This window comes from Streptacidiphilus sp. P02-A3a, assembly GCF_014084105.1.
In the GTDB taxonomy this organism is placed as follows: domain Bacteria; phylum Actinomycetota; class Actinomycetes; order Streptomycetales; family Streptomycetaceae; genus Streptacidiphilus.
Genome location: NZ_CP048289.1, coordinates 6,414,117 through 6,437,194, shown reverse-complemented (window position 1 = coordinate 6,437,194; position 23,078 = coordinate 6,414,117). Strand labels below are relative to the sequence as shown.

The 23,078-nt window shown below is 72.6% G+C and carries 19 protein-coding genes; 5 read left to right on the top strand and 14 right to left on the bottom strand.

What is annotated here, in order from left to right:
* Positions 1-22 precede the first annotated feature (22 nt).
* Positions 23-586, top strand: a complete 564-nt coding sequence (locus GXP74_RS27420; protein ID WP_182453907.1) for a hypothetical protein — start codon at positions 23-25, stop codon at positions 584-586.
* Here GXP74_RS27420 and GXP74_RS27415 read toward each other — a convergent pair.
* Positions 559-1,200, bottom strand: coding sequence for a TetR/AcrR family transcriptional regulator C-terminal domain-containing protein (locus GXP74_RS27415; protein ID WP_182453906.1), 642 nt, complete (start codon positions 1,198-1,200; stop codon positions 559-561). The genes GXP74_RS27420 and GXP74_RS27415 overlap by 28 nt on opposite strands.
* Positions 1,201-1,272: 72 nt before the next feature.
* Between GXP74_RS27415 and GXP74_RS27410 the strand changes: the two genes are divergently transcribed.
* Positions 1,273-1,518 carry a hypothetical protein gene (locus GXP74_RS27410; protein WP_182453905.1) on the top strand — a complete coding sequence of 82 codons (246 nt, stop codon included), beginning with the start codon at positions 1,273-1,275 and terminating at the stop codon, positions 1,516-1,518.
* 26 nt (positions 1,519-1,544) lie between these two features.
* On the opposite strand, the gene GXP74_RS27405 is transcribed toward GXP74_RS27410, so the two are convergent.
* Complete coding sequence (locus tag GXP74_RS27405; protein ID WP_182453904.1) at positions 1,545-2,540, bottom strand: WD40 repeat domain-containing protein; 996 nt, start codon at positions 2,538-2,540, stop codon at positions 1,545-1,547.
* A 111-nt stretch (positions 2,541-2,651) separates the two neighbouring features.
* Positions 2,652-3,551 (bottom strand): helix-turn-helix transcriptional regulator, encoded by a 900-nt coding sequence (locus GXP74_RS27400; protein WP_182453903.1) that lies wholly within the window; start codon positions 3,549-3,551, stop codon positions 2,652-2,654.
* Between the two features lie 258 nt (positions 3,552-3,809).
* Between GXP74_RS27400 and GXP74_RS27395 the strand changes: the two genes are divergently transcribed.
* Entirely contained in the window at positions 3,810-5,258 is a 1,449-nt protein-coding gene (locus tag GXP74_RS27395; RefSeq protein WP_182453902.1) for an MFS transporter, read from the top strand.
* A 98-nt stretch (positions 5,259-5,356) separates the two neighbouring features.
* On the opposite strand, the gene GXP74_RS27390 is transcribed toward GXP74_RS27395, so the two are convergent.
* From GXP74_RS27390 to araB, 7 genes are all read right to left on the bottom strand, one after another.
* Positions 5,357-6,388 (bottom strand): ABC transporter permease, encoded by a 1,032-nt coding sequence (locus GXP74_RS27390; protein ID WP_182453901.1) that lies wholly within the window; start codon positions 6,386-6,388, stop codon positions 5,357-5,359.
* Positions 6,385-8,034, bottom strand: a complete 1,650-nt coding sequence (locus GXP74_RS27385) for a sugar ABC transporter ATP-binding protein (protein WP_182453900.1) — start codon at positions 8,032-8,034, stop codon at positions 6,385-6,387. Before GXP74_RS27385 ends, GXP74_RS27390 begins: the two co-directional genes overlap by 4 nt.
* 1 nt (position 8,035) lies before the next feature.
* The gene (locus GXP74_RS27380; RefSeq protein ID WP_182453899.1) at positions 8,036-9,223 is read right to left on the bottom strand and encodes a substrate-binding domain-containing protein; all 1,188 of its coding nucleotides are present in this window, start codon (positions 9,221-9,223) and stop codon (positions 8,036-8,038) included.
* Between the two features lie 161 nt (positions 9,224-9,384).
* Positions 9,385-10,410 carry a LacI family DNA-binding transcriptional regulator gene (locus tag GXP74_RS27375; protein ID WP_225448229.1) on the bottom strand — a complete coding sequence of 342 codons (1,026 nt, stop codon included), beginning with the start codon at positions 10,408-10,410 and terminating at the stop codon, positions 9,385-9,387.
* A gap of 183 nt (positions 10,411-10,593) precedes the next feature.
* Positions 10,594-12,096 (bottom strand): L-arabinose isomerase, encoded by a 1,503-nt coding sequence (gene araA / locus GXP74_RS27370; protein WP_182453898.1) that lies wholly within the window; start codon positions 12,094-12,096, stop codon positions 10,594-10,596.
* Positions 12,093-12,797 carry an L-ribulose-5-phosphate 4-epimerase gene (locus GXP74_RS27365; protein ID WP_182453897.1) on the bottom strand — a complete coding sequence of 235 codons (705 nt, stop codon included), beginning with the start codon at positions 12,795-12,797 and terminating at the stop codon, positions 12,093-12,095. Before GXP74_RS27365 ends, araA begins: the two co-directional genes overlap by 4 nt.
* Positions 12,794-14,452: a ribulokinase gene (gene araB / locus GXP74_RS27360; protein WP_182453896.1), complete on the bottom strand. Its 1,659-nt coding sequence runs from the start codon at positions 14,450-14,452 to the stop codon at positions 12,794-12,796. The genes GXP74_RS27365 and araB overlap by 4 nt, the downstream gene beginning before the upstream one ends.
* Positions 14,453-15,293: 841 nt before the next feature.
* On the opposite strand from araB, the gene GXP74_RS27355 reads away from it, so the two are divergent.
* The gene (locus GXP74_RS27355; protein WP_182453895.1) at positions 15,294-16,121 is read left to right on the top strand and encodes an alpha/beta fold hydrolase; all 828 of its coding nucleotides are present in this window, start codon (positions 15,294-15,296) and stop codon (positions 16,119-16,121) included.
* 41 nt (positions 16,122-16,162) lie between these two features.
* Positions 16,163-17,611, top strand: a complete 1,449-nt coding sequence (locus GXP74_RS27350) for a catalase (protein WP_182453894.1) — start codon at positions 16,163-16,165, stop codon at positions 17,609-17,611.
* A 55-nt stretch (positions 17,612-17,666) separates the two neighbouring features.
* On the opposite strand, the gene GXP74_RS27345 is transcribed toward GXP74_RS27350, so the two are convergent.
* The 4 genes from GXP74_RS27345 to GXP74_RS41935 all read right to left on the bottom strand — a co-directional run bounded on the left by GXP74_RS27345 (position 17,667) and on the right by GXP74_RS41935 (position 23,073).
* The gene (locus tag GXP74_RS27345; RefSeq protein ID WP_182453893.1) at positions 17,667-17,861 is read right to left on the bottom strand and encodes a ferredoxin; all 195 of its coding nucleotides are present in this window, start codon (positions 17,859-17,861) and stop codon (positions 17,667-17,669) included.
* Positions 17,862-17,887: 26 nt separating this feature from the next.
* Positions 17,888-19,144, bottom strand: coding sequence for a cytochrome P450 (locus GXP74_RS27340; protein WP_182453892.1), 1,257 nt, complete (start codon positions 19,142-19,144; stop codon positions 17,888-17,890).
* Positions 19,145-19,221: 77 nt separating this feature from the next.
* Positions 19,222-20,433, bottom strand: coding sequence for an NAD(P)/FAD-dependent oxidoreductase (locus tag GXP74_RS27335; protein WP_255528156.1), 1,212 nt, complete (start codon positions 20,431-20,433; stop codon positions 19,222-19,224).
* Positions 20,434-20,697: 264 nt separating this feature from the next.
* Complete coding sequence (locus tag GXP74_RS41935; RefSeq protein WP_304940924.1) at positions 20,698-23,073, bottom strand: glycosyltransferase family 39 protein; 2,376 nt, start codon at positions 23,071-23,073, stop codon at positions 20,698-20,700.
* Positions 23,074-23,078 lie beyond the last annotated feature (5 nt).

Genomic DNA, 23,078 nt, shown 5'->3' with positions numbered 1-23,078 from the left:
GTGGGGGTAGCCAATGATCACGGTGGCAGCAGCCGCGGAGGCCTGTCTACTGGCAGCGGTGGCGGAGGCCGAGCAGCACGGGCGACGGGTGTGGTGGGCCGCGTACGAGCCCCGGCCGGTGCCGACCGCCGAGGCCGTGTACGCCTGGTTCATGGCGCTGGACGACGACGACTGGGAGTTCGAGTTCGCCCTCCGCTACAACGGCGACGCGGACGATCTGGTACCCGAGGGCTGCGACGACTTCACGGTCTTCGTCGCCGGGGGCAAGGGCAGTGTCTCCGACCTGTACCCGTCCGGTGATCCGGCGGAGCCGGACGAGCCCCGTCCGGGGCTCGGACTGCACACCGAGGACGGCCGCCCGCTCCGTTTCGTGCTGCGGCTGCCGCAGCGCGAGCCCGGCCCCGACTGGTCCTCCCTGCCCGGGGTCCACCTGCGCTGCAACCAGGACGAGGTCCTGGTCGACGTGGACGACCCCGACCAGGAGTGCTTCTGCGGCCAGATAAGCCGGGACACCGAGGGCCGGCTGCTGCCGTGCACCCCCTACGCCTTCGTCGCCGTCTACGAACCGGTCCCCGAGGAGGCCTGACCGGCGGCGGCGCCCTGGATCACTACGGCGAGGCACTCGCGGAACAGGTCGTCGACGGTGCGGTCGGCCTGGAAGTACTCGCTGATTCCGGCCACCAGCGTCGGGTGCTGTTCGGTGAAGACCGCCAGGTCGAAGTCCTTCGCCGCCTCGGTGTCCGGGCGGGGGGCCTGCTCTTCGAGGACATGGCCGACGGTGAAGCGCTCCACCGTCAGCACGATCACCCGGGCCCGCCGCAGCGGGACGCCCCGGGCCACCAGCGTGCTCATGGCCAGCTCCGAGAGGGCGGCCATCTTCCGGCAGAGCTGGGCCGCCGACAGCAGCCGGGCGCCGTCCGGGTGCGCCAGCAGCGCGCGGCGCAGCCGTTCGGCGAGGGCGGTCAGCCAGTCCGTCCAGGGTTCGGTCGGGTCCGGCGGCGTCAGCTCGGGGAACTCCTGCTCCAGGACGGCCTCGGCGAGGGCGGTCACCAGGGCCGCCTTGTTGGGCAGATGCCAGTACAGGGTCGGTGACTGGACGCCGAGCCGGGCGGCCAACTTGCGCGTGGTCACGCCGTCGAGGCCCTCGGCGTCCAGCAGTGCCACGGCCTCGTCCACGATCCGCTGTCGGTCCAATGCCAACGCGAAAGCACCTCCCGAGGTGACTCTATCAGTGCTAGGGTCTCTCTATCGGTGATAGAGCAAGGAGGAGAGATGACAGGCGAACACTCGCTGCGGGAGCGGCTGCACCAGGCGACGCACCGCGTCCCCGGGGTCCCCGCACACGTCGAGCACCCGGCCGGGCACCAGGGCCGTAAGGCCCCCCGGCACACCGCCCCGGCTGAACGGCCGTCACGCGGCGGCGGCTGGAACCACTCGCCCGACCGTCCGCCCCGGGTGCTGGTGGCCTGGCAGCGCCGGATCGCGCACTTCTTCGGCCAGGGCCAGGGCCAGGGCTGAGCGCGGCCGGTCGCCGGACCGGCCGCTCAGAAGGACCGGTAGACGTTGATCGTCCCCTGGGTCAGCCCCACGGCCAGCACCCGTCCGTCCGGGCTGAAGGCGATGCCGCTGACGCTGTCCTGGAGCGAGCCCGACCGGGCGACCCGGGCCCGCGCCACGTCCCAGACGTCCAGCCGGTCGCCGCCCCCGCTGCTGGCGAGGAGCGTGCCGTCGGGGTTGAGGGCGACCAGGCCGAGGCCGTCACCGCCGCCGGTGAGGTCGGCCGCGACCGCGCCGGTGGACACGTCCCAGATCCGGGCGCGGCCGTCCCCACGGCTGCTGATCGCCCCCGCGGCCAGGCTCGCGCCACGGGCCGGGAAGGAGACCCCCGCCACCTTGCCGCCCGCGCCGAGCGTCCGTAGCAGGACGCCGGAGGGCATCGACCAGAGCTTGACCGTGCCGTCGTCGCTGCCGCTGGCCAGCAGCGTCCCGTCGGCCGAGAACGCCACGCCGCTGACCGACCCGGTGTGCCCGCGCAGCAGCCGCGGCGTCCGGGTGCCGCCCACCGGCCACAGGCGGACCACCGCGTCGTCGCAGCCCGCCGCGACCAGCGCGCCCCCGGCGTCGACGGCCACGGCCACGGCGTAGCCGGTGCCGAAGCCCAGCAGCGTCTCCAGGGGCGTCCTGGTACCGCTGCGCCACACCTCCAACTCGTCCTGGGCCACCACCAGGAGCCTGCCGTCGGCGCTCGCGGCGAGGGCGTGCACCGGGGCGGAGGTGGGGCTGTCGGCGGCCACCCTTCCGCTCGCGACGTCCCAGACCTGGAGCCCCTGGTCGGTGCCGCAGTACAGGCTGCGCGAGTCCGGACCGAAGGCGAGGCAGTTCACCCACTCCGAGCCGGTGCGCCAGGTGTGCGCGGACAACCCGTCCGCCCAGTCCTCCAGGGCGAACCCCAGCGGAACCCCGACCGCGAGCAGGGCGGCGGCTCCGGAGACGCCGGAGACCAGGGCGGAGCGCCGGGACATCCCGCCTGCAGCTTTCATTGCCTGCCTTCGCGTCCGGGAGGCCGCCGGACAGGACCGGTGGCGTCGAGCAACTCCGCATGCTAGCCGCGTTCCCCAAGGGCGTGGCCGGGGGATCCGGCCGCGGCGGGGTCAGCCGCCGAGCACGCCGTGGCGGTCCGGCGCCGGGAACCGGTCCAGTCCGGCGGCCGCGCCGGGGAGGAGGCGGAGCGCGGCCTCCGAGGGCGAGCCGGGTTCGGCGGTGTAGGCGATCAGGCGCTGGCCGGAGCTGCCGGGGATGATCAGGTTCTCGAAGCTGAGCTCCATCGTGCCGACCAGGGGGTGACGCAGCCGCTTCACCCCGGAGGTGCAGGTGCGCACCGGGTGGCGAGCCCAGAGGGAGGCGAACTCGTCACTTTTCATGGTGAGTTGGCCGACAAGCTCGGCCAGGGCGCGGTCGTCGGGGTGGCGTCCGGCGACCAGCCGCAGGGAGGCCACGGCCAGTTGCGCCTGGTCCGGCCAGTCGCAGTACAACTCCCGGTACCGCTGGTCCAGGAAGAGCATCCGGGCCAGGTTGGGGCGGGTGGCGGGGGTGTCCGGGCTCTCCGCCGCCAGGTGTCCGCCGAGCAGCGCGTGGCCCAGGTGGTTCCAGGCGAGGAGGTCGTTGCGCCGGTCCAGGATCAGCGCCGGTACGTCGGTCATGGCCGCCAGCAGCTGCCGGGCCGAGGCGCCGGCGTACGCCACCCGGGGCGGGGCCGGGCGGGACGACCCGGCGGCCGGGCGGGCGAGGCGCTTCAGGTGGGCCGTCTCGTCCTCGGTCAGCCGCAGCGTGCGCGCGAGGGCCTCCAGCAGGCCTTCGGAGGCGCTGGTGGCCCGGCCCTGTTCGAGCCGGGTGTAGTGGGTGATGCTGACGTTGGCGAGGATCGCCAGCTCCTCGCGGCGCAGCCCGGTGACCCGGCGGCGGGTCGGGTGCGGGGTGATGCCGACCTCCTCGGGGTGCAGCGCGGCGCGGCGCGACTTGAGGAAGTCCCCCAGCTCGGACGAGCCGTTCATGCGTGCCTCCAGGTCGGCGGACTGCGGCGTACTGCGGCGGGCCGTGGCGGGCGGTGGCCCCTGACGTCCCATGATGCCCGCTGCCCCGGACGGTCGGGAGCGGTGAGGGTGGTGCTGCGATGACTACCCTCGCGCTGGCTGTGCGCGCCAGGGGGCTGGCTGGGAACCCGGGCGCCGACGAGCCTTTCCCCGGTGACCGCGGCTGACGCCACCGAGCGCGCCGCGGCCCGGAAACCATCAGGAGAGGGACTCGACGTTATGTCTGTCACAGAAACCGAAGCGGCCGACCTCGCGCCCGGCCCCGCCGGCGGCGCGGCGCCGACCGTGCTCACCCCCCGGCTCCGGCTGGTGCTGGTACTGCTGCTCGCCACCCAGTTCATGCTGGCCGCGGACTTCGCCGTGCTGAACGTGGCGCTGCCGGTGATCGGCAGGGGCCTGGGCTTCCCCCTGGCGCACCTGCAGTGGATCGCCACCTCGTTCGCGCTGTGCGCGGCGGGCTTCACCCTGCTCTTCGGCCGGGTCGCGGACCTGTTCGGCCGCCGCCGGCTGTTCCTCGGCGGCCTGGTGGTGCTGGCCGCGGCCTCGGTCCTGGGCGGGCTGGCGCAGAACCCGGAGACGCTGATCACGGCCCGGGTGCTGCAGGGTCTGGCCACCGCCGCGGTGACCCCGGCCGGGCTGTCGCTGATGACGACCTCGTTCCCGGAGGGACCGCTGCGGCAGAAGGCGCTCGGGCTCAACGGGGCCCTGATGTCCACCGGGTTCACCACCGGCGCCGTCCTCGGCGGGGTGCTGACCGACCTGCTGTCCTGGCGCTGGGCGTTCTTCATCAACGTGCCGGTCGCCCTCGCGGTCCTGGTCGTCGCCCCGAGGGTGATCAAGGAGTCCCGGCCCGACGAACGCCCCAGGCTGGACGTGCCCGGCGCGGTCAGTGTCACGCTCGGCCTGCTGGCCATCGTCCTCGGGCTCACCCAGGCGGGCCAGCGGGGCTGGGGCTCGGCCGGGGCCCTGGTGCCGCTGGCGGCGGGCGTGGTGCTGCTGCTGGTGTTCTACGCCGTCGAGCGCCGGGTGCCCGCGCCGCTGGTGCCGCTCGGGGTGCTCGGCAGGCGGTCGGTGGCCTGGGGCAACGTCGCCGGTCTGATCGCCTTCCTCACCGAGACCTCACTGGTCTTCCCGCTGACCGTCTACCTCCAGGACGTGCTCGGCTTCTCGCCGCTCGTCGCGGGCCTGTCCTTCGGCGTCCTCGGCCTGGGCACGGTCACCGGCGGCACCGCGGCGCCGAGGGTCATCGGGAGGATCGGCAGCAAGCGGACGCTGATCGTGGGCGGCCTGCTTCAGACCGTGTTCACCGCGGCCCTGCTCGGCCTCGGCGACCACCGCTCGTCGATGTGGCTGATGCTGGTCGGCGGATTCCTCGGCGGGGTCGGCAACATGCTGGTCATCGTGGGCTTCATGGTCACCGCCACCTCGGGGCTCGCCGACCGTGAACAGGGCCTGGCCACCGGCCTCGCCACGATGACCCAGCAGGTCGGCATCACCATGGGCACGCCGATCATGAGCGCCGTCGCCACCGCCGCGATGGCCGGTACCGGAGCCTCGGCGATCCTCGGCGGGCTGAGGGTCGCGATCGCGGTGAACGCCGCCATCGTCCTGCTCGGCGTCCTCACCAGCGCCCTGTTCCTGCGCGGCGCCCGGTCGACCGCGCGGTAGCGCCGCCGCTGGACCGGGCGTGCCGGAGCCCCGGGCGGGACGGTCGTCCGGGACCGTTCCCGCCCGGGGCGCGGGTGGTGCTGTGCTGATCGGCCGGGTCAGCCGCGGACGCGGGTGAAGCGGCGGGCCCGCAGCCGGTCCAGCAGGATGGCCACGCCGAGCACCGCGCCCTGGACCATCTCCTGGTCGTAGGCGCTGACCTTGAGCGCGAGCAGGCCGTTGCTGATGAACTCCAGTAGGATGGCCCCGGCGGCGATGCCGACGATCCGGCCCTCGCCGCCGACCAGGGACACGCCGCCGACGACGGCCGCGGCGATGGCGGTGAGTTCCCAGCCGGAGCTGCCGACCGAGGGGTCGGCCACGTTCATGCGGCCGATGACCAGGATGCCGACGACGGCGGCGAGGCTGGAGCTGGCGACGTAGGTGGCGGTGATCCGCCGGGCGACCGGGATGCCGACCAGGCGGGCGGCCTCCTTGTTGCCGCCGACGGCGTAGACCTGGCGGCCGAGGTAGGTGCGTTCCATGACGAACCAGGCGATCACCGCGGCGCCGACGAAGAACAGCGCGGGCACCGGCACCTGGTCGACGTAGTAGGCACTGAGGTTGCTGAACAGCGGGTCGATGCCGTTGATCGGGGAGCCGCCGGTGATGGCGAGGGCGGCGCCGATGGACACGGTGTACGTGACCAGGGTGATCACGAAGGGCGGGACGTTGAGTTTGGTCACCATCATGCCGTGCCACCAGCCGATGACGGCGCAGACGGCGATGGTGAGCAGGATCGCCAGCGGTGCCGGGACACCGGCGGAGACGTTGAACCAGGCGGCGAGGATCCCGGCGAGCCCGGCCAGCGCGCCGACCGACAGGTCGATCCCGCCGGTCAGGATGACCAGCGACTCGCCGATCGCCAGGATCCCGACCTGGGCCAGGTCGCGGCCCATGACCTGCATGTTGCCGACGGAGGCGTAGGTGGAGGCGTTGGCGGCGATGCTGACGAAGACCACCACGCAGGCGGCGATGATGCCCGCCTCGGGGGTCTCGACCAGGATCCGGGTCAGGCTGCGGAGCCTGGTCGGTGCCTCGGGCCCGGGCTTGTCGGCCCCGGTCCGGGGCCGGGTCAGATGAGTGGTCATGCGGCACCCCAAGTACCTGGATCGGCGGACGAGTTGGCTTCCGCGCCAGATGAGTCGGCTGGATCGGTCGGATCGGACGGGTCGGTCGGAGCGGACGGGTCAGGTGGTTCGAGGACGGAGGTGGTGCCCGCGGCGGCGGTCATGATGCGTTCCTTGGTGGCGTCGGCGCGGTCCAGCACGGCGACCACGCGGCCGTGGTTCATCACCGCGATGCGGTGGCAGATCCACAGCAGCTCCTCCAGTTCCGAGGAGGCGACCAGGACCGCCGTTCCGGCCTGGGCGGCCCGGTCGACCAGTTCGTAGATCTCGGCCTTGGCACCGACGTCCACCCCCCGGGTCGGCTCGTCGAGCAGCAGCAGCTTCGGCTTGGCCGCGAACGCCCGCCCGAAGATCGCCCGCTGCTGGTTGCCGCCGGACAGCGAACCGATCGGCTGGTCCACCGACCGCATCCGGACGTTGACCCCCTCGGCGATCCGCTGCGCCTCGGCGCGCTGCCGCTTGGGCCGCAGCACCCCGCGGGAGCTGATCTCCTTCAGCACGCCCACGGTGACGTTCGCCTTGATCGGGGCGAACAGGACCAGCGCCTGCTCCTTGCGGTCCTCCGGGATCAGGGCGACCCCGGCGCCGACGCCGTCCATCGCGTGCCGGGGACGGTAGCGGCGGCCGTCCAGGACCATCCGGCCGCCGGTGGCGGGCTGCGCCCCGGCGACGGTGTGCACCAGGCGGCTGCGGCCGGAGCCCATCAGCCCGGCCACGCCGAGGATCTCGCCGCGCCGGATCTCCAGGTCCACCGGTCCCAGGCCGTCGGCGGTCACCCCGGCCAGGCTCAGCAGGGTCTCGCCCTCGGTCAGGGCCTCCTTGGGGGCCAGGTGGCTGATCTCGCCGCCGACCATCTCCCGGATCAGCCGGTCCTCGTCCGCCTGCTCGCGGTCCAGGTCGGCGACCAGGCGGCCGTTGCGCAGCACCAGGACCCGGTCCGAGATCGCCCGGACCTCGTCCAGGCGGTGGCCGATGAACAGCACCGTGCCGCCGTCCCGCGCCAGCCGCCGGGTCAGGTCCAGCACCAGCGCCGCCTCGACCGGACCGAGGGAGGAGGTCGGCTCGTCCAGGATCAGCAACCGGGGACCGCGGCCCCAGCCCTTGGCGATCTCCAGGAGCTGCCGGGTGGGCGCGGGCAGGGTGCGCACCTCGCGGTCCAGCGGCACTGAGTGCGGCGGCAGGCCGATGTCGGTGAGCATGGCCTCGGCTTCGGCGCGCTGGGCCCTGTGGTCGACCAGGATCCGCCGCCGGGAGGCCTTGGGTCGGCGTCCCAGCAGCAGGTTCTCGGTCACCGACAACTGCCCCACCAGGGGGAACTCCTGGGAGACCAGGGCGACCCCGAGCTGCTGCGCGGCCTGGGTGGAACCGGGCGGCAGGGACCGGCCGTCGATGTCGATGGTGCCGCCGTCGCGGTGGACGGATCCGGCCAGCGTGCCCATCAGGGTGGACTTGCCCGCACCGTTCTCACCGACGACCCCGATCACCTGCCCGGCGTACAGGTCGAGTTCCGGCAGGTCCAGGACCCGGGTGGGTCCGTACGACTTGTGCACCCCCCGCAGCCGCGCGGTGACCGCGTGACCCGGGGCGGTGGTGATGGGCTGGGTCATCTCAGCCGATCCCGAGCTGCGACTCAAGGGACTTGTAGGCGCCCAGGTCCGAGCCGGTGATCAGGCCGACGCCGGAGCTGAGGGTGCTGCCGTCGGCCTCCAGGTACGGTTTGACCAGCGCCATCGTGGCGGCGGTGCCCAGCACGTGCTCGGCCGCCAGCAGGTACGCGCCGGTGTAGCCCTGCTCGTAGGGCATCTGCACGACGGTGCCCGCGATCCCGCCCGAGGAGATGAAGCCGAGGGTCTGGGTGTCGGAGTCGTCGCAGACGACCTTGACCGTGCCGGTCTTCTTCGCGGTCGCCACCGCCTGCGCGAGGGCCGGGCCGTCGTAGGAGTACACGCCGTACAAGCCGTTGATCCCGGAGTTGTTCGCCAGGATGGTCTCGGCGTCGGTCTGCGCGGTGCTCGCCGACAGGTTGTCGTTGACCTTCTGCACCACCGTGATGTCGGAGCCCTTGATCGCGGCCTCGAACCCGGCGATCCGGCCGGTGGCGTTGGCCGCGGTCAGCGAGCCGACCAGGATCGCGACCTTGCCGCCCGCGCTGCCCAGGGCGGTCTTCATCTCGGTGCCCGCCTCGAACCCGGCGGAGTAGTTGTCGGTGCCCAGGTAGAGCGAGGCGGCGGCGGTGCCGGGCAGCGGCGAGTCGATGGCCAGCACGTTCACCCCGTTGGCGACGTCGGTGGCGATGGTGCCCTTGGCCGAGGCGGGGTCGATCGCGGAGATCGAGTAGCCGGTGATGTTCTGCGAACGCAGCGTCTCCAGTTCGGAGTTCTGCTCGGTCAGGGTGCCGTTCGGCGGCGCGAAGAAGGTGCAGTCGCTGCTCGGCAGGCCGACCGCCTCGCATCCCGCCTTGAAGCCCACCTGGCCCGCGTTCCAGTAGTCCGCCGCGACGTTGACCACCATCGCGATGTTGACCCCGGACAGGCTCTTGCCCTTCAGCGCACAGGCCAGCGCCTGGTCGAGCCCGCCCAGGTTCGCGTTGTTGAACGCCACCGGGTCGCTCGCCGGGTCGGGGGTGGCCGAGGGGGAGGAGCCGCAGGCCGCGACGGCGGCGGTGGCCGAGGCCGCCGGAACCGCGGCGGCGGTGGTGCTGCCGGTGGAGGACTTCGAACAGCCGGCCACAGCGAGGACGACGGTCACGGCGGCGGCCAGGGCGACGGTCGATCTGCTGGACGTGACGACGTTCATGGATCTCTGCCTTTCGTCGAGCGGCACCCGTGCGGGTGGCGCGGGAATTGTTAGCGTTAACAATCTGGAGGACGCGCAGCTGCGACTACAGCTTCATGTGCGAGTGCGAGTGCGAGTGCGAGTGCGAGTGCGTTTGCGGGCGAACGGTGGCGCGGTCGGGCCTAGCGGGCGGGGGTGCCGGTGCTGTTGCGTACGACGAGTTCCGTGGCGACCAGTAGACGGCCGGACGCCCGGTACCCGTCCTCGACCTGGGTGACCAGGAGTTCCAGGCCGCGGCGGCCGAGCTCGCCGAAGTCCTGGCGGACCGTGGTCAGCGGCGGGGTGAAGTAGGACGCCTCGGGGATGTCGTCGAAACCGACCACGCTGATGTCGCCGGGGATGCCGCGACCGGACTCGTGCAGCGCCCGCAGCAGGCCCAGCGCCATGTGGTCGTTGGCGCAGAACACCGCGCTGACCCGGGGGTCGGCCTGTAGCCGCAACCCGGCCTCGTACCCGGCCCGCGCGCTCCAGTCCCCGGTGATCACCTCGGGCACCTCGGCCCCGGCCTCGGTCAGTACCGCGCGCCAGCCCTGCTGCCGGGCCTGGGCGTCCAGCCAGCTGGCCGGACCGGCGACGTGGTGCACCGTACGGTGGCCCAGATCCAGCAGGTAGCGGGTCGCGGCCCGCGCCCCGGCCTCGTTGTCGACCGCCGCCCCGGGCATCCGCGCCTGCGCGCCTGACCCCACCGCCACCACCGGCACCGAACTGCTGACCTGCGCCAGCGCCCCCACCGAGGAGGTCTGCGGCGCGATCACCAGCACGCCCTCAACGGCCTGGTCAAGCAGCCGGTCCATGGCCTCCTGCATCGACCGGCCCGCCAGTGACCGCACGCTGGCGATGCTGACGAAGTACCCGGCGTTGCGGGCGGCCTGCTCGATCCCGTACAGCATCGAGGCCGGGCCGTAGAGGGTGGTGTCGAAACTGACCACGCCCAGGGTCTTGGAGTGACGGGTGACCAGGGCCCGGGCGGCCGAGTTGGGACGGTAGTCCAGCTCCCGGATCGCCGACAGCACCCGGTCCCGGGTCTGCTCCTTCACGTTCGGGCTGTCGTTCAGCACCCGCGACACGGTCTGGTGCGAGACCCCGGCGAGCCTGGCGACGTCGGCCATGACCGGCTGCCGACCGGCGGCGGCTCCACCTGCGTTCATGGCTTCCTCATTCCAGATCTCCGAGAAAGACTCGGTGCCGCCCGATGGTGGTGAATCCGTTAAGGTGCTGTTTCGCCGCGATTTCGGATGCCATATTGTTTGCGCTCACATGGCGGCGAGTCAACAGGTCGCGCAGGCAATGTTACCGAGCCGATACCCGGCCGGGCGGCGCTGCGGAAACGGTCACAGCGATTGCGCCAGGCGGTGGTACGCCTGGTTCCAGCGCAGCTCCTGGGCGAACCCGCGGGTGCTGGTTTCGCCGTCTATCAGGGCGAGTTCGGTGCCCAGCAGGTCGGCCAGATCGGTCAGCTCCTCGGTGCCCAGGGCGCTGCTGTAGACCGTGTGGTGGGGCCCGCCCGCGGTGAGCCAGGACTCGGTGGAGGTGCGCAGGTTCGGGTGCGGCCGCCAGACCGCGCGGGCCACCGGCAGCGCCGGCAGCGGTTCCGGCGGGGAGACCGTGGTGACGGTGTTGCCGACCAGCCGGAAGCGGTCGCCGAGGTCGGCCAGGCCGACCACCAGCGCCGGGCCGGGGGCGGCGTCGAAGACCAGCCGGACCGGGTCCTCGCGTCCGCCGATGCCCAGCGGATGGATCTCGCAGCTGGGGGTGTCGGCGGCGATGCTGGGGCAGACCTCCAGCATGTGCGCGCCCAGGATCAACTCCTGCCCCGGGGCCAGGTGGTAGGTGTAGTCCTCCATGAACGAGGTGCCGCCGGGCAGCCCGTCGGCGGCGGCCTTGAGGGTGCGCAGCAGGGCCGAGGTCTTCCAGTCGCCCTCGCCGCCGAAGCCGTAGCCGTCGGCCATCAGCCGCTGCACCGCCAGCCCCGGCAGCTGCCGCAGCCCGCCCAGGTCCTCGAAGTTGCTGGTGAAGGCGCGGAAGCCGCCCTGCTCCAGGAAGCCGCGCAACCCCAGCTCGATGCGGGCGGCATAGCGCAGCGACTCGTGCCGTTCGGCGCCCGGGCGCAGCTCCGGGGCCAGCCGGTAGGCCTCCTGGTACTCCTTCACCAGCGCCGAGACGGCGCTGTCGGTGCTCGCGTCGACCGCCTCCACCAGGTCGTTCACGCCGTAGGTGTTGACCGAGACGCCGAAGCGGCGCTGGGCCTCGACCTTGTCGCCCTCGGTGACCGCCACGTCACGCATGTTGTCGCCGAAACGGGCCAGCCGCAGGGTCGCCAGCTCGGTCCGCCCGAGCGCGGCGCGGCTCCACGCGGCGACCCGGGCGATGACGACGGGATCGCTGACGTGCCCGGCGACCGTCTTGCGGGCGACGCCGAGCCGCGACTGTATGTACCCGAACTCCCGATCGCCGTGGGCGGCCTGGTTCAGATTCATGAAGTCCATGTCGATGGACGACCAGGGCAGGTTCACATTGATCTGGGTGTGCAGGTGCAGCAGTGGTTTGCGCAGCGCGTCCAGCCCGGCGATCCACATCTTGGCGGGGGAGAAGGTGTGCATCCAGGCGATCACACCCACGCACGCGTCGTCGCTGTTCGCCTCCAGACACACCCGGCGGATGGCCTCGGCGTCGGTGAGCACCGGACGCCAGCGGACCTGGACCGGGAGCGCCCCGGAGTCCAGCACGCCGGCGATCTCCCGTGACTGCCGCGCGACCTGGTCCAGCGTCTCCGGTCCGTAAAGGCCCTGGCTCCCGGTGAGGAACCAGAGCCGGCGGTCGGGGGGCGCGATCATGCGTGTTCTCCTTCGGCGGGGACGGCCTGCTGGCCGTAGACGTGCTGGTAGCGGTCGTACAGTGCGTCGATGTGGTCCTGCTGGAGGCGCTCGACCCGGCCGAGCTGGCGGGCCAGGTGGACGGTGCGGGCGACGTCCTCGCACATCACCGCCGCCTTCACCGCCGCCCTGGCGCCGCTGCCGACGGTGAACACGCCGTGCTGGCGCATCAGCACCGCCGGGGAACGGCTGCCCGCGAGGGTGGCGACGATGCCCCGGCCGATGGAGTCGTCGCCGATCAGGGCGAACGGCCCGACCGGGATGTCGTCGCCGAACTCGTCACCCATGGCGGTGATCGCGCACGGAATCGGCTCCCCGGCCGCGGCCCACGCCGTGGCGTAGGGCGAGTGCGTGTGCACCACGCCGCCGACCTCGGGGCGGTGCCGGTAGACGTACGCGTGGGCGGCGGTGTCGCTGGACGGCGACAGCTCACCGGCGACCTTGCGGCCCTCCAGGTCGCAGACGATCATCAGCTCCGGGGTCAGCTCCGGATAGGAGACACCGCTCGGCTTGATCACCATCAGCTCCTGTCCGGGCACCCGGGCCGAGATGTTGCCGCTGGTCCAGGCGACCAGTCCCCAGCGCAGCAACTCCGTGTGCAGGCCGCAGACTTCGGCCCGCAGGGCGTCCAGGCCGGGGAGCGCGGCCTTCGGCGTGGTCATCGGTTCTCCTCCAGACGTGCGGTGTCGCGCAGCGCGCGCAGCCGGTGCATGCTGTCGCTGCCGCCGCGACCGAAGTGGTCGTGCAGCTCGCGGTAGTGCGCGAACAACTGGTCGTAGGCGTCGGCGCGGTACTGGTCGGGGGTGTGCACGGCCAGCCGGATCCGGCCCATCGCGGCCGAGGCGGCCCGGATGTCCGGGTAGGCCCCGGCCGCGACCGCGGCGTGGATCGCCGAACCCAGCGCCGGTCCCTGTTCCGAGCCGATCACGTTGATCGGCCGACGCAGCACATCGCTGTAGATCTGCATCAGGAAGCGGTTCCTGGGCAGGCCCCCGGCCACCGTGAACTCGGTGACCGGTACCCCGCCGTGCTCGAACGCCTCCACGATCATCCGCGTGCCGAAGGCGGTGGCCTCCAGCAACGCCCGGTAGATCTCCTCCGGGCGGGTGTCCAGGGTCAGTCCCAGCAGCAGGCCGGACAGGTGGTGGTCGACCAGGGTGGAGCGGTTGCCGCTGTGCCAGTCCAGCGCCACCAGCCCGTGCCCGCCCACCGGTTGCGCGGCGGCCTTCTCGGTCAGCAACTGGTGGACGCTGATCCCGCGCGCCCGCGCCTGCTCCGCGTACTCGGCGGGGGTGGTGCTGCGCACCGCCCAGGCGAAGATGTCGCCCACGCCGGACTGCCCGGCCTCGTACCCCCACAACCCGGGCACCACCCCGCCGTCGACCACCCCGCACATCCCCGGCACCTCGGCCAGGACCTCGGAGTTGAGGATGTGGCAGGTGCTGGTGCCCATGATCGCCAGCAGGTGGCCCGGCTCCAGGGCCCGGGCGGCGGCGCTGGTGACGTGGGCGTCGACATTGCCCACGCTGACCGGGATCCCCTCATTGAGCCCGGTCATCGCCGCCGCCCGGGCGGTCAAGGTACCCGCCGCCGCACCCAGCGGCGACAGCGGGTGGTCCAGCTTCGCGGTGAACTCGGCGAAGCCGGGGTGGAGTCGGGCCAGGAACTCGCGGCTTGGGGGCACACCGTCCTGGACCATGCCCTTATAGCCGGCGGTGCACACGTTGCGGTTCTCGGCGCCGGTCAACTCCCAGACGATCCAGTCGGCGGCCTCGATCCAGCGGTCCGCACGGGCATACAACTCCGGCTCTTCCTCCAGGAGTTGCAGCCCCTTGGCGTACTGCCACTCGCTGGAGACCTTGCCGCCGTAGCGGGCCGGCCACGGTTCGCCCAACCGCGCGGCCAGCGCGTTGATCCGGTCCGCCTGCGGCTGGGCGGCGTGGTGCCGCCACAGCTTCGGATAGGCGTGCGGACGACCCGCCAGCCCCGGCAGCTCGCACAGCGGAGTGCCGTCGGCGGTGGTCGGCAGCACCGTGCAGGCGGTGAAGTCCGTTCCGATGCCGATGACCTGATCAGGCGTCACCCCAGCCAGGGCCAGCGCCTTCGGCACCGCCGTGCGCAACACCTCCCGCCAGTCCTCGGGGAGTTGCAGCGCCCAGTCCGGGGCCAGTTCGGTCGAACCGTCGGGCAGGGTGCGGTCGAGCACGCCGTGCCGGTAGTCGTGCACGGCGTCGGCGAGCTGGGTGCCGTCCGCGACGGACACCACCACCGCGCGTCCGGACAGGGTGCCGAAGTCGACGCCTACTGTCACCTGCATCTTGTTAACGCTCACATTTTCTCCGGGCTTGACGGACGATCGGCACAGCAAGGACAGCGAAGGCCGGGCGGTGGTCAGGGCGGTGTTCGGGGTGCGTGGTCGGGGTGTGTGGAGGTCGGCGGAACGGGCGGCGCGAAGGGCGCGGTGGGCCGGTGCCGCTGGCGCCGCCCCGATGCGACGCCCCATTGTTAGCGCTCACAGGCGGGGTTCGCAAGAGAACGCGCACGATTGCCTCGATGCCCGGGGGTGGCCAAGGGCGACGACGTCGGGGTCGACCGGCGCGTCGGGATGCGGGTGTACCTGCGGGTCGCCGGACCGCTCCGGCCCGCGCTGGCGGTGCGGAAGCTCACCGTGCACTACCGGGGCGGCTGGAACCCGGCCCGGCACGGCGACGATCAGCTACACCGTGGCCAACACCGGCAACGTGCCGTTGCAGGCCCGGCAGAGGCTGCACGCCCAGGTCCGGCTGGCGCCCTGGACCACCCTGGTCACCCCGGCCGTCCCGGCCCCGGTCGCGGTCGCGCTGCGGCTGCGGCGCGGACGGCGTCGCCGCGGGCCGCGACGGCGACCGGCGGCGGCGTACTGGCGCCCGCCTCCGCGGTCTGACTGCGACCGCCACCCCGGCGCGCGCGGGCGCGCCGGGTCACCCGTGCGGCGGAGGCGGAAGGCGTGCCGGCTGTCCGTTCCGCCGGGGGTGCGCTTGGCTGGAGGCACGGCCGCTGTCCCGCTGTGCAGCCGCACGAGCGCGCCGTCTTCCCTTGAAGGCCTTGAGGCGTTCGAGGCCGCGTGCCTCGGTCGGCCGGGCACCCGTGTGCCCGGGCTCCCAGAATCGGAGACGTTCATGCCCCACCTCACGACCCGGGACGGTGTCGAGATCTTCTACAAGGACTGGGGTAGTGGCCGCCCGGTCGTCTTCATCCACGGCTGGCCACTGAACGGCGACGCCTGGCAGGACCAGCTCAAGGCGGTCGCCGACGCGGGCTTCCGGGGCATCGCGCACGACCGGCGCGGCCACGGACGGTCCACCCCGGTCTGGGACGGCTACGACTTCGACACCTTCGCCGACGACCTGAACGACCTGATCACCGGTCTGGACCTGACCGAGGTCACCCTGGTCGCGCACTCCATGGGCGGCGGCGAACTCGCCCGCTACATCGGCCGCCACGGTACCGGGCGGATCAGGTCGGCAGTGCTGCTGTCGGCCATCACGCCGTCGATGCTCCAGGGCCCGGACAACCCCGAGGGTGTTCCGCAGAGCGTCTTCGACGACATCAAGGCCGGGATCGTCAAGGAGCGCTCGCAGTTCTGGAAGGACACCGCGGTCGGCTTCTTCTCCGCCGACCGCACCGGCGCCAAGGCCACCCAGGGCAACCAGGACGCCTTCTGGTACATGGCGATGGCCGAGACCATCGAGGGCGGCGTCGCCTGCGTGGACGCCTTCGCGCACACCGACTTCCACGAGGACCTGAAGAAGTTCGACGTGCCCACGCTGGTCGTGCACGGCGACGACGACCAGGTCGTGCCGATCGACGCCACCGGCCGCAAGGCCGCCGGGCTCATCGCCGGTGCCACGCTCAAGGTGTACCCGGGCGGCTCCCACGGCATCGCGCTGGTCCCCGGCGACAAGGAGAGGTTCAACCAGGACCTGATCGAGTTCCTCACCTCCTGACCGTGCGGCCGCCGAACCGGGACAAGACCTCTGGAGCATCCATGACCCCGAAGCACACCACCACCAACACCGGCGCCCCGGTCGAGAGCGACGAGTACTCGCTCTCGGTCGGGCCCGACGGACCGGTCCTCCTCCAGGACAGCTACCTGATCGAGAAGATGGCCCAGTTCAACCGGGAGCGCGTGCCCGAGCGGGTGGTGCACGCCAAGGGCTCCGGCGGCTACGGCCACTTCCAGGTCACCGGCGACGTCAGCGGGTACACGTCGGCCGACGTGTTCCAGCCCGGTCGCCGCACCCGGATGCTGGCCCGGTTCTCCACCGTCGCCGGGGAGACGGGCTCGCCCGACACCTGGCGCGACCCGCGCGGCTTCGCGCTGAAGTTCTACACCGAGCAGGGCGTCTACGACATGGTCGGCAACAACACGCCGGTCTTCTTCATGCGCGACCCCAGCAAGTTCCAGGACTTCATCCGTTCGCAGAAGCGCACCATCGACACCGGCCTGCGCGACAACGACATGCAGTGGGACTACTGGACGCTGTCGCCGGAGTCCGCGCACCAGGTCACCTACCTGATGGGCGACCGGGGCATCCCGCGGAGCTACCGCAACATGAACGGCTACAGCTCGCACACCTACCTGTGGGTCAACCGGGAGGGCGTGAAGCACTGGGTGAAGTACCACTTCAAGACCGACCAGGGAGTGGAGTACCTCACCGACGAGGAGGCGGGCACCATCGCCGGCCAGGACGCGGACTTCCACCGCCGCGACCTCGCCGACGCCATCGCCCGCGGCGAGCACCCCTCGTGGACGCTGTACGTGCAGCTGATGCCGCTGGCGGACGCCGCCGACTACCGGTACAACCCCTTCGACGTCACCAAGGTCATCCCGCACCGCGACTACCCGCTGGTCGAGGTCGGCCGGATGACCCTGGACAGCAACCCGGAGGACTACTTCCTGCACATCGAGCAGGCCGGATTCGAGCCGTCCAACCTGGTCCCGGGCATCGGCCCGTCCCCGGACAAGATGCTCCAGGCCCGGCTGTTCTCCTACGCCGACGCCCACCGCTACCGCATCGGCACCAACTACGCCCAACTGCCGCCCAACCGCGCCACCGTCCCGGTGCACTCGTACGCCAAGGACGGCGCGATGCGCTACGAGACCCCCGCCGTGGCCCGCCCCTACGCCCCGAACTCCTACGGCGGCCCGGCCGCCGACTCGGAGCGCTACCGGCCCATCGGGTGGACCGTCGCCGAGCAGGAGATCATCCGCGCCGCCTACACCCTGCACGCCGAGGACGACGACTTCAGCCAGGCCGGGGACCTGGTCCGCGAGGTACTGGACGACCAGGCTCGGGACCGCCTCGTCGGCAACGTCGTCCGCCACCTGAAGACCGGCGTCTCCCAGCCGGTCGTCGAACGCGCCTTCGCCTACTGGGGCAGCATCGACCCCGCCATCGGCACCCGGATCAGCACCGCCTACCGCGCCGACTGAACGTCGGCCGCCCGGGGACGCGGCGACCGCGTCCCCGGGCGTCCGACGGACGGGGCTACTCGACCAGGTCGATGGCCATGGCCGGGCAGACGATGGCGGCCTGACGGACGTCGTCGTGCTGGTCGGCCGGGGGCTCCGGGTCGAGGAGGACGACGATGCCGTCCTCGTCGCGCTGGTCGAAGACCTTCTCGGCGGACAGCACGCACTGCCCGGAGCCGACGCACTTCTCCTGATCGACGGTCACGCGCATGGGCACTCCTGTGTGGGTTGTCGGGGTTACCAGGTGACGGGCAGCTCGTAGACGCCGTACACCAGGCCGTCGTGCTTGAAGCGGACGTCCTCAAGGGCGACGGCCAGCCGCAGGTCGGGGATGCGCCGGTACAGCGTCCGGTAGGCGACCTGGAGTTCCACCCGGGCCAGCGGCTGGCCGAGGCACTGGTGCGGGCCGAAGCCGAAGGCGACGTGGCGGCGGGCGTCGCGGTGCAGGTCCAGCCGGTCGGGGTCGGGGAAGACCTCCTGGTCGCGGTTGCCGACCTCGTTGGCCAGGACGATGCCCTCCCCGGCCCGGATGGTGTGTCCGCCGACCGGGATGTCCGTCAACGCGACTCGGCGGCGCCCGAAGTGAGTGATGTTCAGGTAGCGCAGCAACTCCTCGACGGCCCCGGCGACGAACGCCGGGTCGTCGGTGCCGCGCAGGTCGGCCAGTTGCTCCGGGTGCTCCAGCAGCGCGACCGTGCCGAGGGCGATCATGTTGGCCGTGGTCTCGTGCCCGGCGATGAGCAACAGCACACTGGTGACCGCGAGTTCGCGCTGGGTGAGGGCGCCGGTGGCGACCTGTTCGGCGGCGAGCAGCGAGAGCAGGTCGTCGGCCGGGGACGCCAGTTTGCGGCCGATCAGGTCGTTCAGGTACTCCACCAGGTTGCTCTGGGCCTCCAGCCCGGCCTCGGCGGAGGAGCCGGAGTTGACCAGGGTGCTGCTGTTGCGCTGGAAGAAGGCGTGGTCGGCGTAGGGGACGCCGAGCAGTTCGCAGATCACCAGGGACGGCACCGGCAGCGCGAACGCCTGGACCAGGTCGACCGGCCTGGGGCCGTCCAGCAACTGGTCGATCAGGTTGTCGACGATCTGCTGGATCGCCGGGCGCATGGCCTCCACCCGCTTGATGGCGAACGACCCGGTCACCATCCGCCGCATCCGGGCGTGTTCGGGGTCGTCCATGCTGAGGAAGGTCCTGGCCTGCTCCCGGCGGGCCCGGGTGGCCGGGGTCGGGTGCGGGTAGCCGGGGTTCTTGGTGTCGGCGCTGACGCGCGGGTCGGCCAGCAGTTGCCGCTGCTCGGCGTAGCCGGTGACCAGCCACGGCGTGCTCCGGTCCCACAGTCGGACCCGGTTCAGCGGTCCGCCCTCGTCCAGGCTCCGCAACTCGGGTGCGGGGTCGAACGGGCAGCGCGGCGCGCGGTCCATCGGATAGGCGGGAACGGTCTCGTCGGATCGGGTCTGGAGGCGCTCCTGGCTGCTCAGTTCTGTCGATGTGTCCATCTGGCAACTACTCCTCTGTCTCGCTGTGCCTGGTGCCGGGCGGGACGGTGGTGGCAGCGGCCGACCCGGCGGGTTGTTCAGCTGACGCGTGCTCGCCGGTCCACCGGATCGGCGTCCGGATGGACCGCCGTGGACCACTCGGCGCCCTCGGCCACCAGCGCGCGGTAGGCCCGGGTCGGCCGCGGCAGGTTGATGCCGACGACCCCGCCGACCCGGCCGTTGCTGCGGTAGAGGGCGACCAACTTCCGTTCCGCCAGGCTGCCTTCCACGATCCGCACCTGGTCCGCGCCCCGGGTGCGGCCGTACAGCTGGAGGCGCAGGTCGTACTGGTCCGACCAGGCGTAGGGGACCGGGTCGAAGGCCGCCGCCTCACCCGGGGCCGCGAGGATGTTGCGGGCCACCGCGAGGCCCTGCTCGGTGGCGTTGGTGCGGTGCTCGATCCGGGTGGGCAGCCCCGTGCGCGGGTGCGGCCAGCAGGCGACGTCCCCCGCCGCCCAGACGCCCGCCCCGGCGTGCAGCGTCGGATCGCAGAGCACGCCGTCGCCGAGCGGTACGCCGCTGCCGCGCAGCCAGTCGGTGGCGGGGGTCGCGCCGATCGCCACCAGTACCGCGTCCGCGGTGACCACGGCGCCGCCGGTCAGGGCCACGCCGGTGACCCGGCCGTACGCCTGGGTCAGGCCGGTGACCTGGGTCCCGGTCAGCAGGCGCACCCCGTGCGCGGTGTGCGACTCGGCCAGTAGCGCGCCGAGTTCGGCGCCGAGGACCTCCGCCAGCGGTGCCGGTCCCTGGGAGACCATGGTGACCGAGGCCCCCGCGTCGCGGGCCACCGCCGCCGCCTCGGCCCCGATGAAGCCGGAGCCGATCACCACCAGCCGTGCTCCGCCGCCCAGCGACTCCCGCAGGGCGAGCGCGTCCTCCAGTGTGCGCAGCGTGTGGACGCCGGACAGCCCTTCGGCGCCCGGTAACTGACGGGGAATCAATCCAGTGGCGACGACCGCGGCGTCGTAGTCGAGCCGGTCGCCGTCGCTGAGGTCGATCCGGCGGTGCCGGGTGTCCAGGGCCACCGCCCGCACCCCGAGCCGAAGATCGAGGTCGAGCCCGGCCAGGGCGTCCGCCCCGCGCAGCTGGAGCCGCTCCAACCCCCATTCGCCACGCAGCAGTTGCTTGGAGAGCGGGGGCCGGTCGTAGGGCAGGTGGGTCTCCTCGCCGATCAGGCTCAGGCGTCCGCCGAAGCCCAGTCTGCGCAGCCCCTCGACCACGCTCAACCCGGCCGCCGACGCGCCGATCACCGCGATGCGGTGAGGGGCGCCGGGCCCGGCGGGTGACGACCCGGGCGGCTCTGTGGGCGGTTCCGTGGGCGACTCCGTGGGCACAGGGGCTCCCTTGGCAGGTGAGATAGTTGGCAAGACCATCCAACTACTTCGACTCTACTCAGCCTGTCGGGTTGTGCACAGACCACACGGCAAGCTGGCCGAAAACTCACCTGCGGCGGGCGGGGCCCGACGGCTCGGGGCGGGCCGAGGAGGCCCGCCCCGAGCCGGTCGCGGTACCGGTCAGCCGGTGGATCCGCAGGCGTACAGGGTGCCGCTGCCGGTAGCGCCCAGGCCCGGGAAGCCGCTCCTGGCGGTGGATGACGCGGCGGTGTCGCCGCCGTAGCCGGCGGCGGGTACCTCGGTGCAGTGGCTCTTCACCCAGCTGTCGATCTGGCTGACGCTTCCGCCGCCCGTGCCGCCCGCGCCGCCCGCGCGCAGGCCCGCGAAGCCGCCCCCGGCGCCGCCGGAGACCAGGACGAACCGCAACTGGCCCTGGCGGACCAGTGATTCGAAGGCGCTCAGCGAGGGCTCCGGGACGGATCCGCTGAAGCCGCCCATGGGCATGATCGTGTCGCCGGTGGCCAGGATGTACGGGGACGCCGAGTTCCAGCCGTCCGTCGCCAGGACGTAGCGCGCGCCCTGCTGGTGTGCCTTGACGTAGTCGTACAGCTTGCGCTGGTCGGCGGTGAGCGTGGTGACGACCGTGCCGCCGGGGCCGGAGAAGCCGCCCGCCGCCGCCTTCCCGCCGCCGGGCGTGCCCATGGCGGACGGTCCGGCGCTCGCGTCGAAGGCGCTCCCGGCGTAGCTGAGGTCAAGGACCGAGGCCGACCAGGCCACCGGGGTGACCACCGCCCCGGCCAGGCCGGTGAGCACGCCCACGGTCAGGACGCGCGAGCGCGCCCCGGGGGAGACCCGGCGCCAGACCAGCGCGACCAGGCCGACCACCCCGGCGGCCAGGGCCAGCCAGCGCAGCCACGGCAGGAACCCGCTCTCGCTGGAGCTGAGGTGCCAGCTCCACGCCGTCTCGGCGGCCACCGCGACCGGCAGCGCCCAGCCGCTGCGGGCGCCCTTGCGGTAGGCGTCCCACATCAGCACCCCGCCGGCCCCGGCCAGCGCCGCCAGCGGGGGCGCGAGCGTCGACATGTAGGCGGTGTGCGGGATCGAGCTCATCTTGCTGAACACCAGGCCGACCACGACCAGCCAGGTTCCCCACATCACGTAGCCGCCACGGATCCGGTCGGTGCGCCCGGCCCGGCGTCGCCACCACAGCCCGAAGGCCAGGCCGAGCAGCGCGAACGGGTACATCCAGCCGATCTGCGGGGCGAACCGGCCCTGGAACAGTTTCAGCCAGCCCGAGCCGCCCATGCCGCCGAATCCGCCGCCGGGCCCGCCGCGCGCCGTCAACCCGCCGGTACGGGTCCCGGTGAACCCGCCCGCCGCGCCGCCCGCGCCCGCCGAACCGGCCGTCCCGCCCGCCGCGCCGCCCGGCGCGGAACCCGCCGTCCCGCCGGACCCGCCGACCGGTGCCGAGCCCCCGAACCCGCCGGGCCCGCCCGCGCCGCCCGCGCCGCCCGCGCTCCCGCCCGGGAACGCGCTCCCGCCCGGGAACGCGCCTCCGCCGGGGACGTTGCCCCCGCCGGGGAAGCCCTCGCCGCCGGGGAAGCCGCGCCGCTCGCCCCCCGCGCCGCTGCCGCCGCCCGGCGCGCCGCCGCCCATGCTGGCGATGGAGCCGGGGACGTGGATGCCGAAGCGCTCCAGCCCGTTGTAGCCGAAGACCATGGCCACGGCGCTGTTGTTGGTGCTGCCGTCCACGTACGGGCGGTCCTTGGCCGGTACCACGGTCATCAGCGCCACCCAGGACAGGGAGACCGCCGCGCAGACGACCCCGGCCACCAGCAGCTGCCCGATCCGTCGCCGCAGCCGCACCGGCGCGGCCACCAGGTAGCCGACGGCCAGGGCGGGCAGGATCATCCAGGCCTGCATCATCTTGGCCTGGAAGCCGACGCCCACCCACACCCCGGACAGCAGCAGCGAGCGCAGCCGCGCGTCGAGGACCGCGCGCTGGTAGCAGTCGGCCGCCATCACCAGGCAGAAGACCAGGAAGCCGTCCTCCATGGAGTGCCCGAACATCGAGGCGGCCACCGGTGTGAAGGTGAACAGCGCCGCGGCGGCGATCCCGGCGCGGGGCCCGGACCAGCGGCGGACCACCCGGTACAGCACCAGCACGCTGATCACGCCCTCGACGCACTGCGGCAGGGTCACCGCCCAGGCGTGGAAGCCGAAGATCCGGGCGGAGAGCGCCTGCGGCACGAAGGCCCCGGCGATCTTGTCCGGGGTGATCGTCGCCCCCGGGTCCATCGCCCCGAACAGCAGCGCCTTCCAGCTGACCGACATGCTCCTGACCGAGTCGGAGTAGAAGTACGCGTACCCGGAGGAGGTGATGTTCCAGGCGTAGAGCACCGCCGCCACCGCCGCGACCACCAGCAGCGCCGGTCTGGCCCAGCCGGGCTGATCGGCCGGGGACTGCCAGAAGCGCCAGCGCAGGCGCCGACCGGCACCGTCCTGGCCTGGGGTGTCCGAGGAATCTCGAAGAGCGCTGTCGACGATCGCGGACAAGGCGA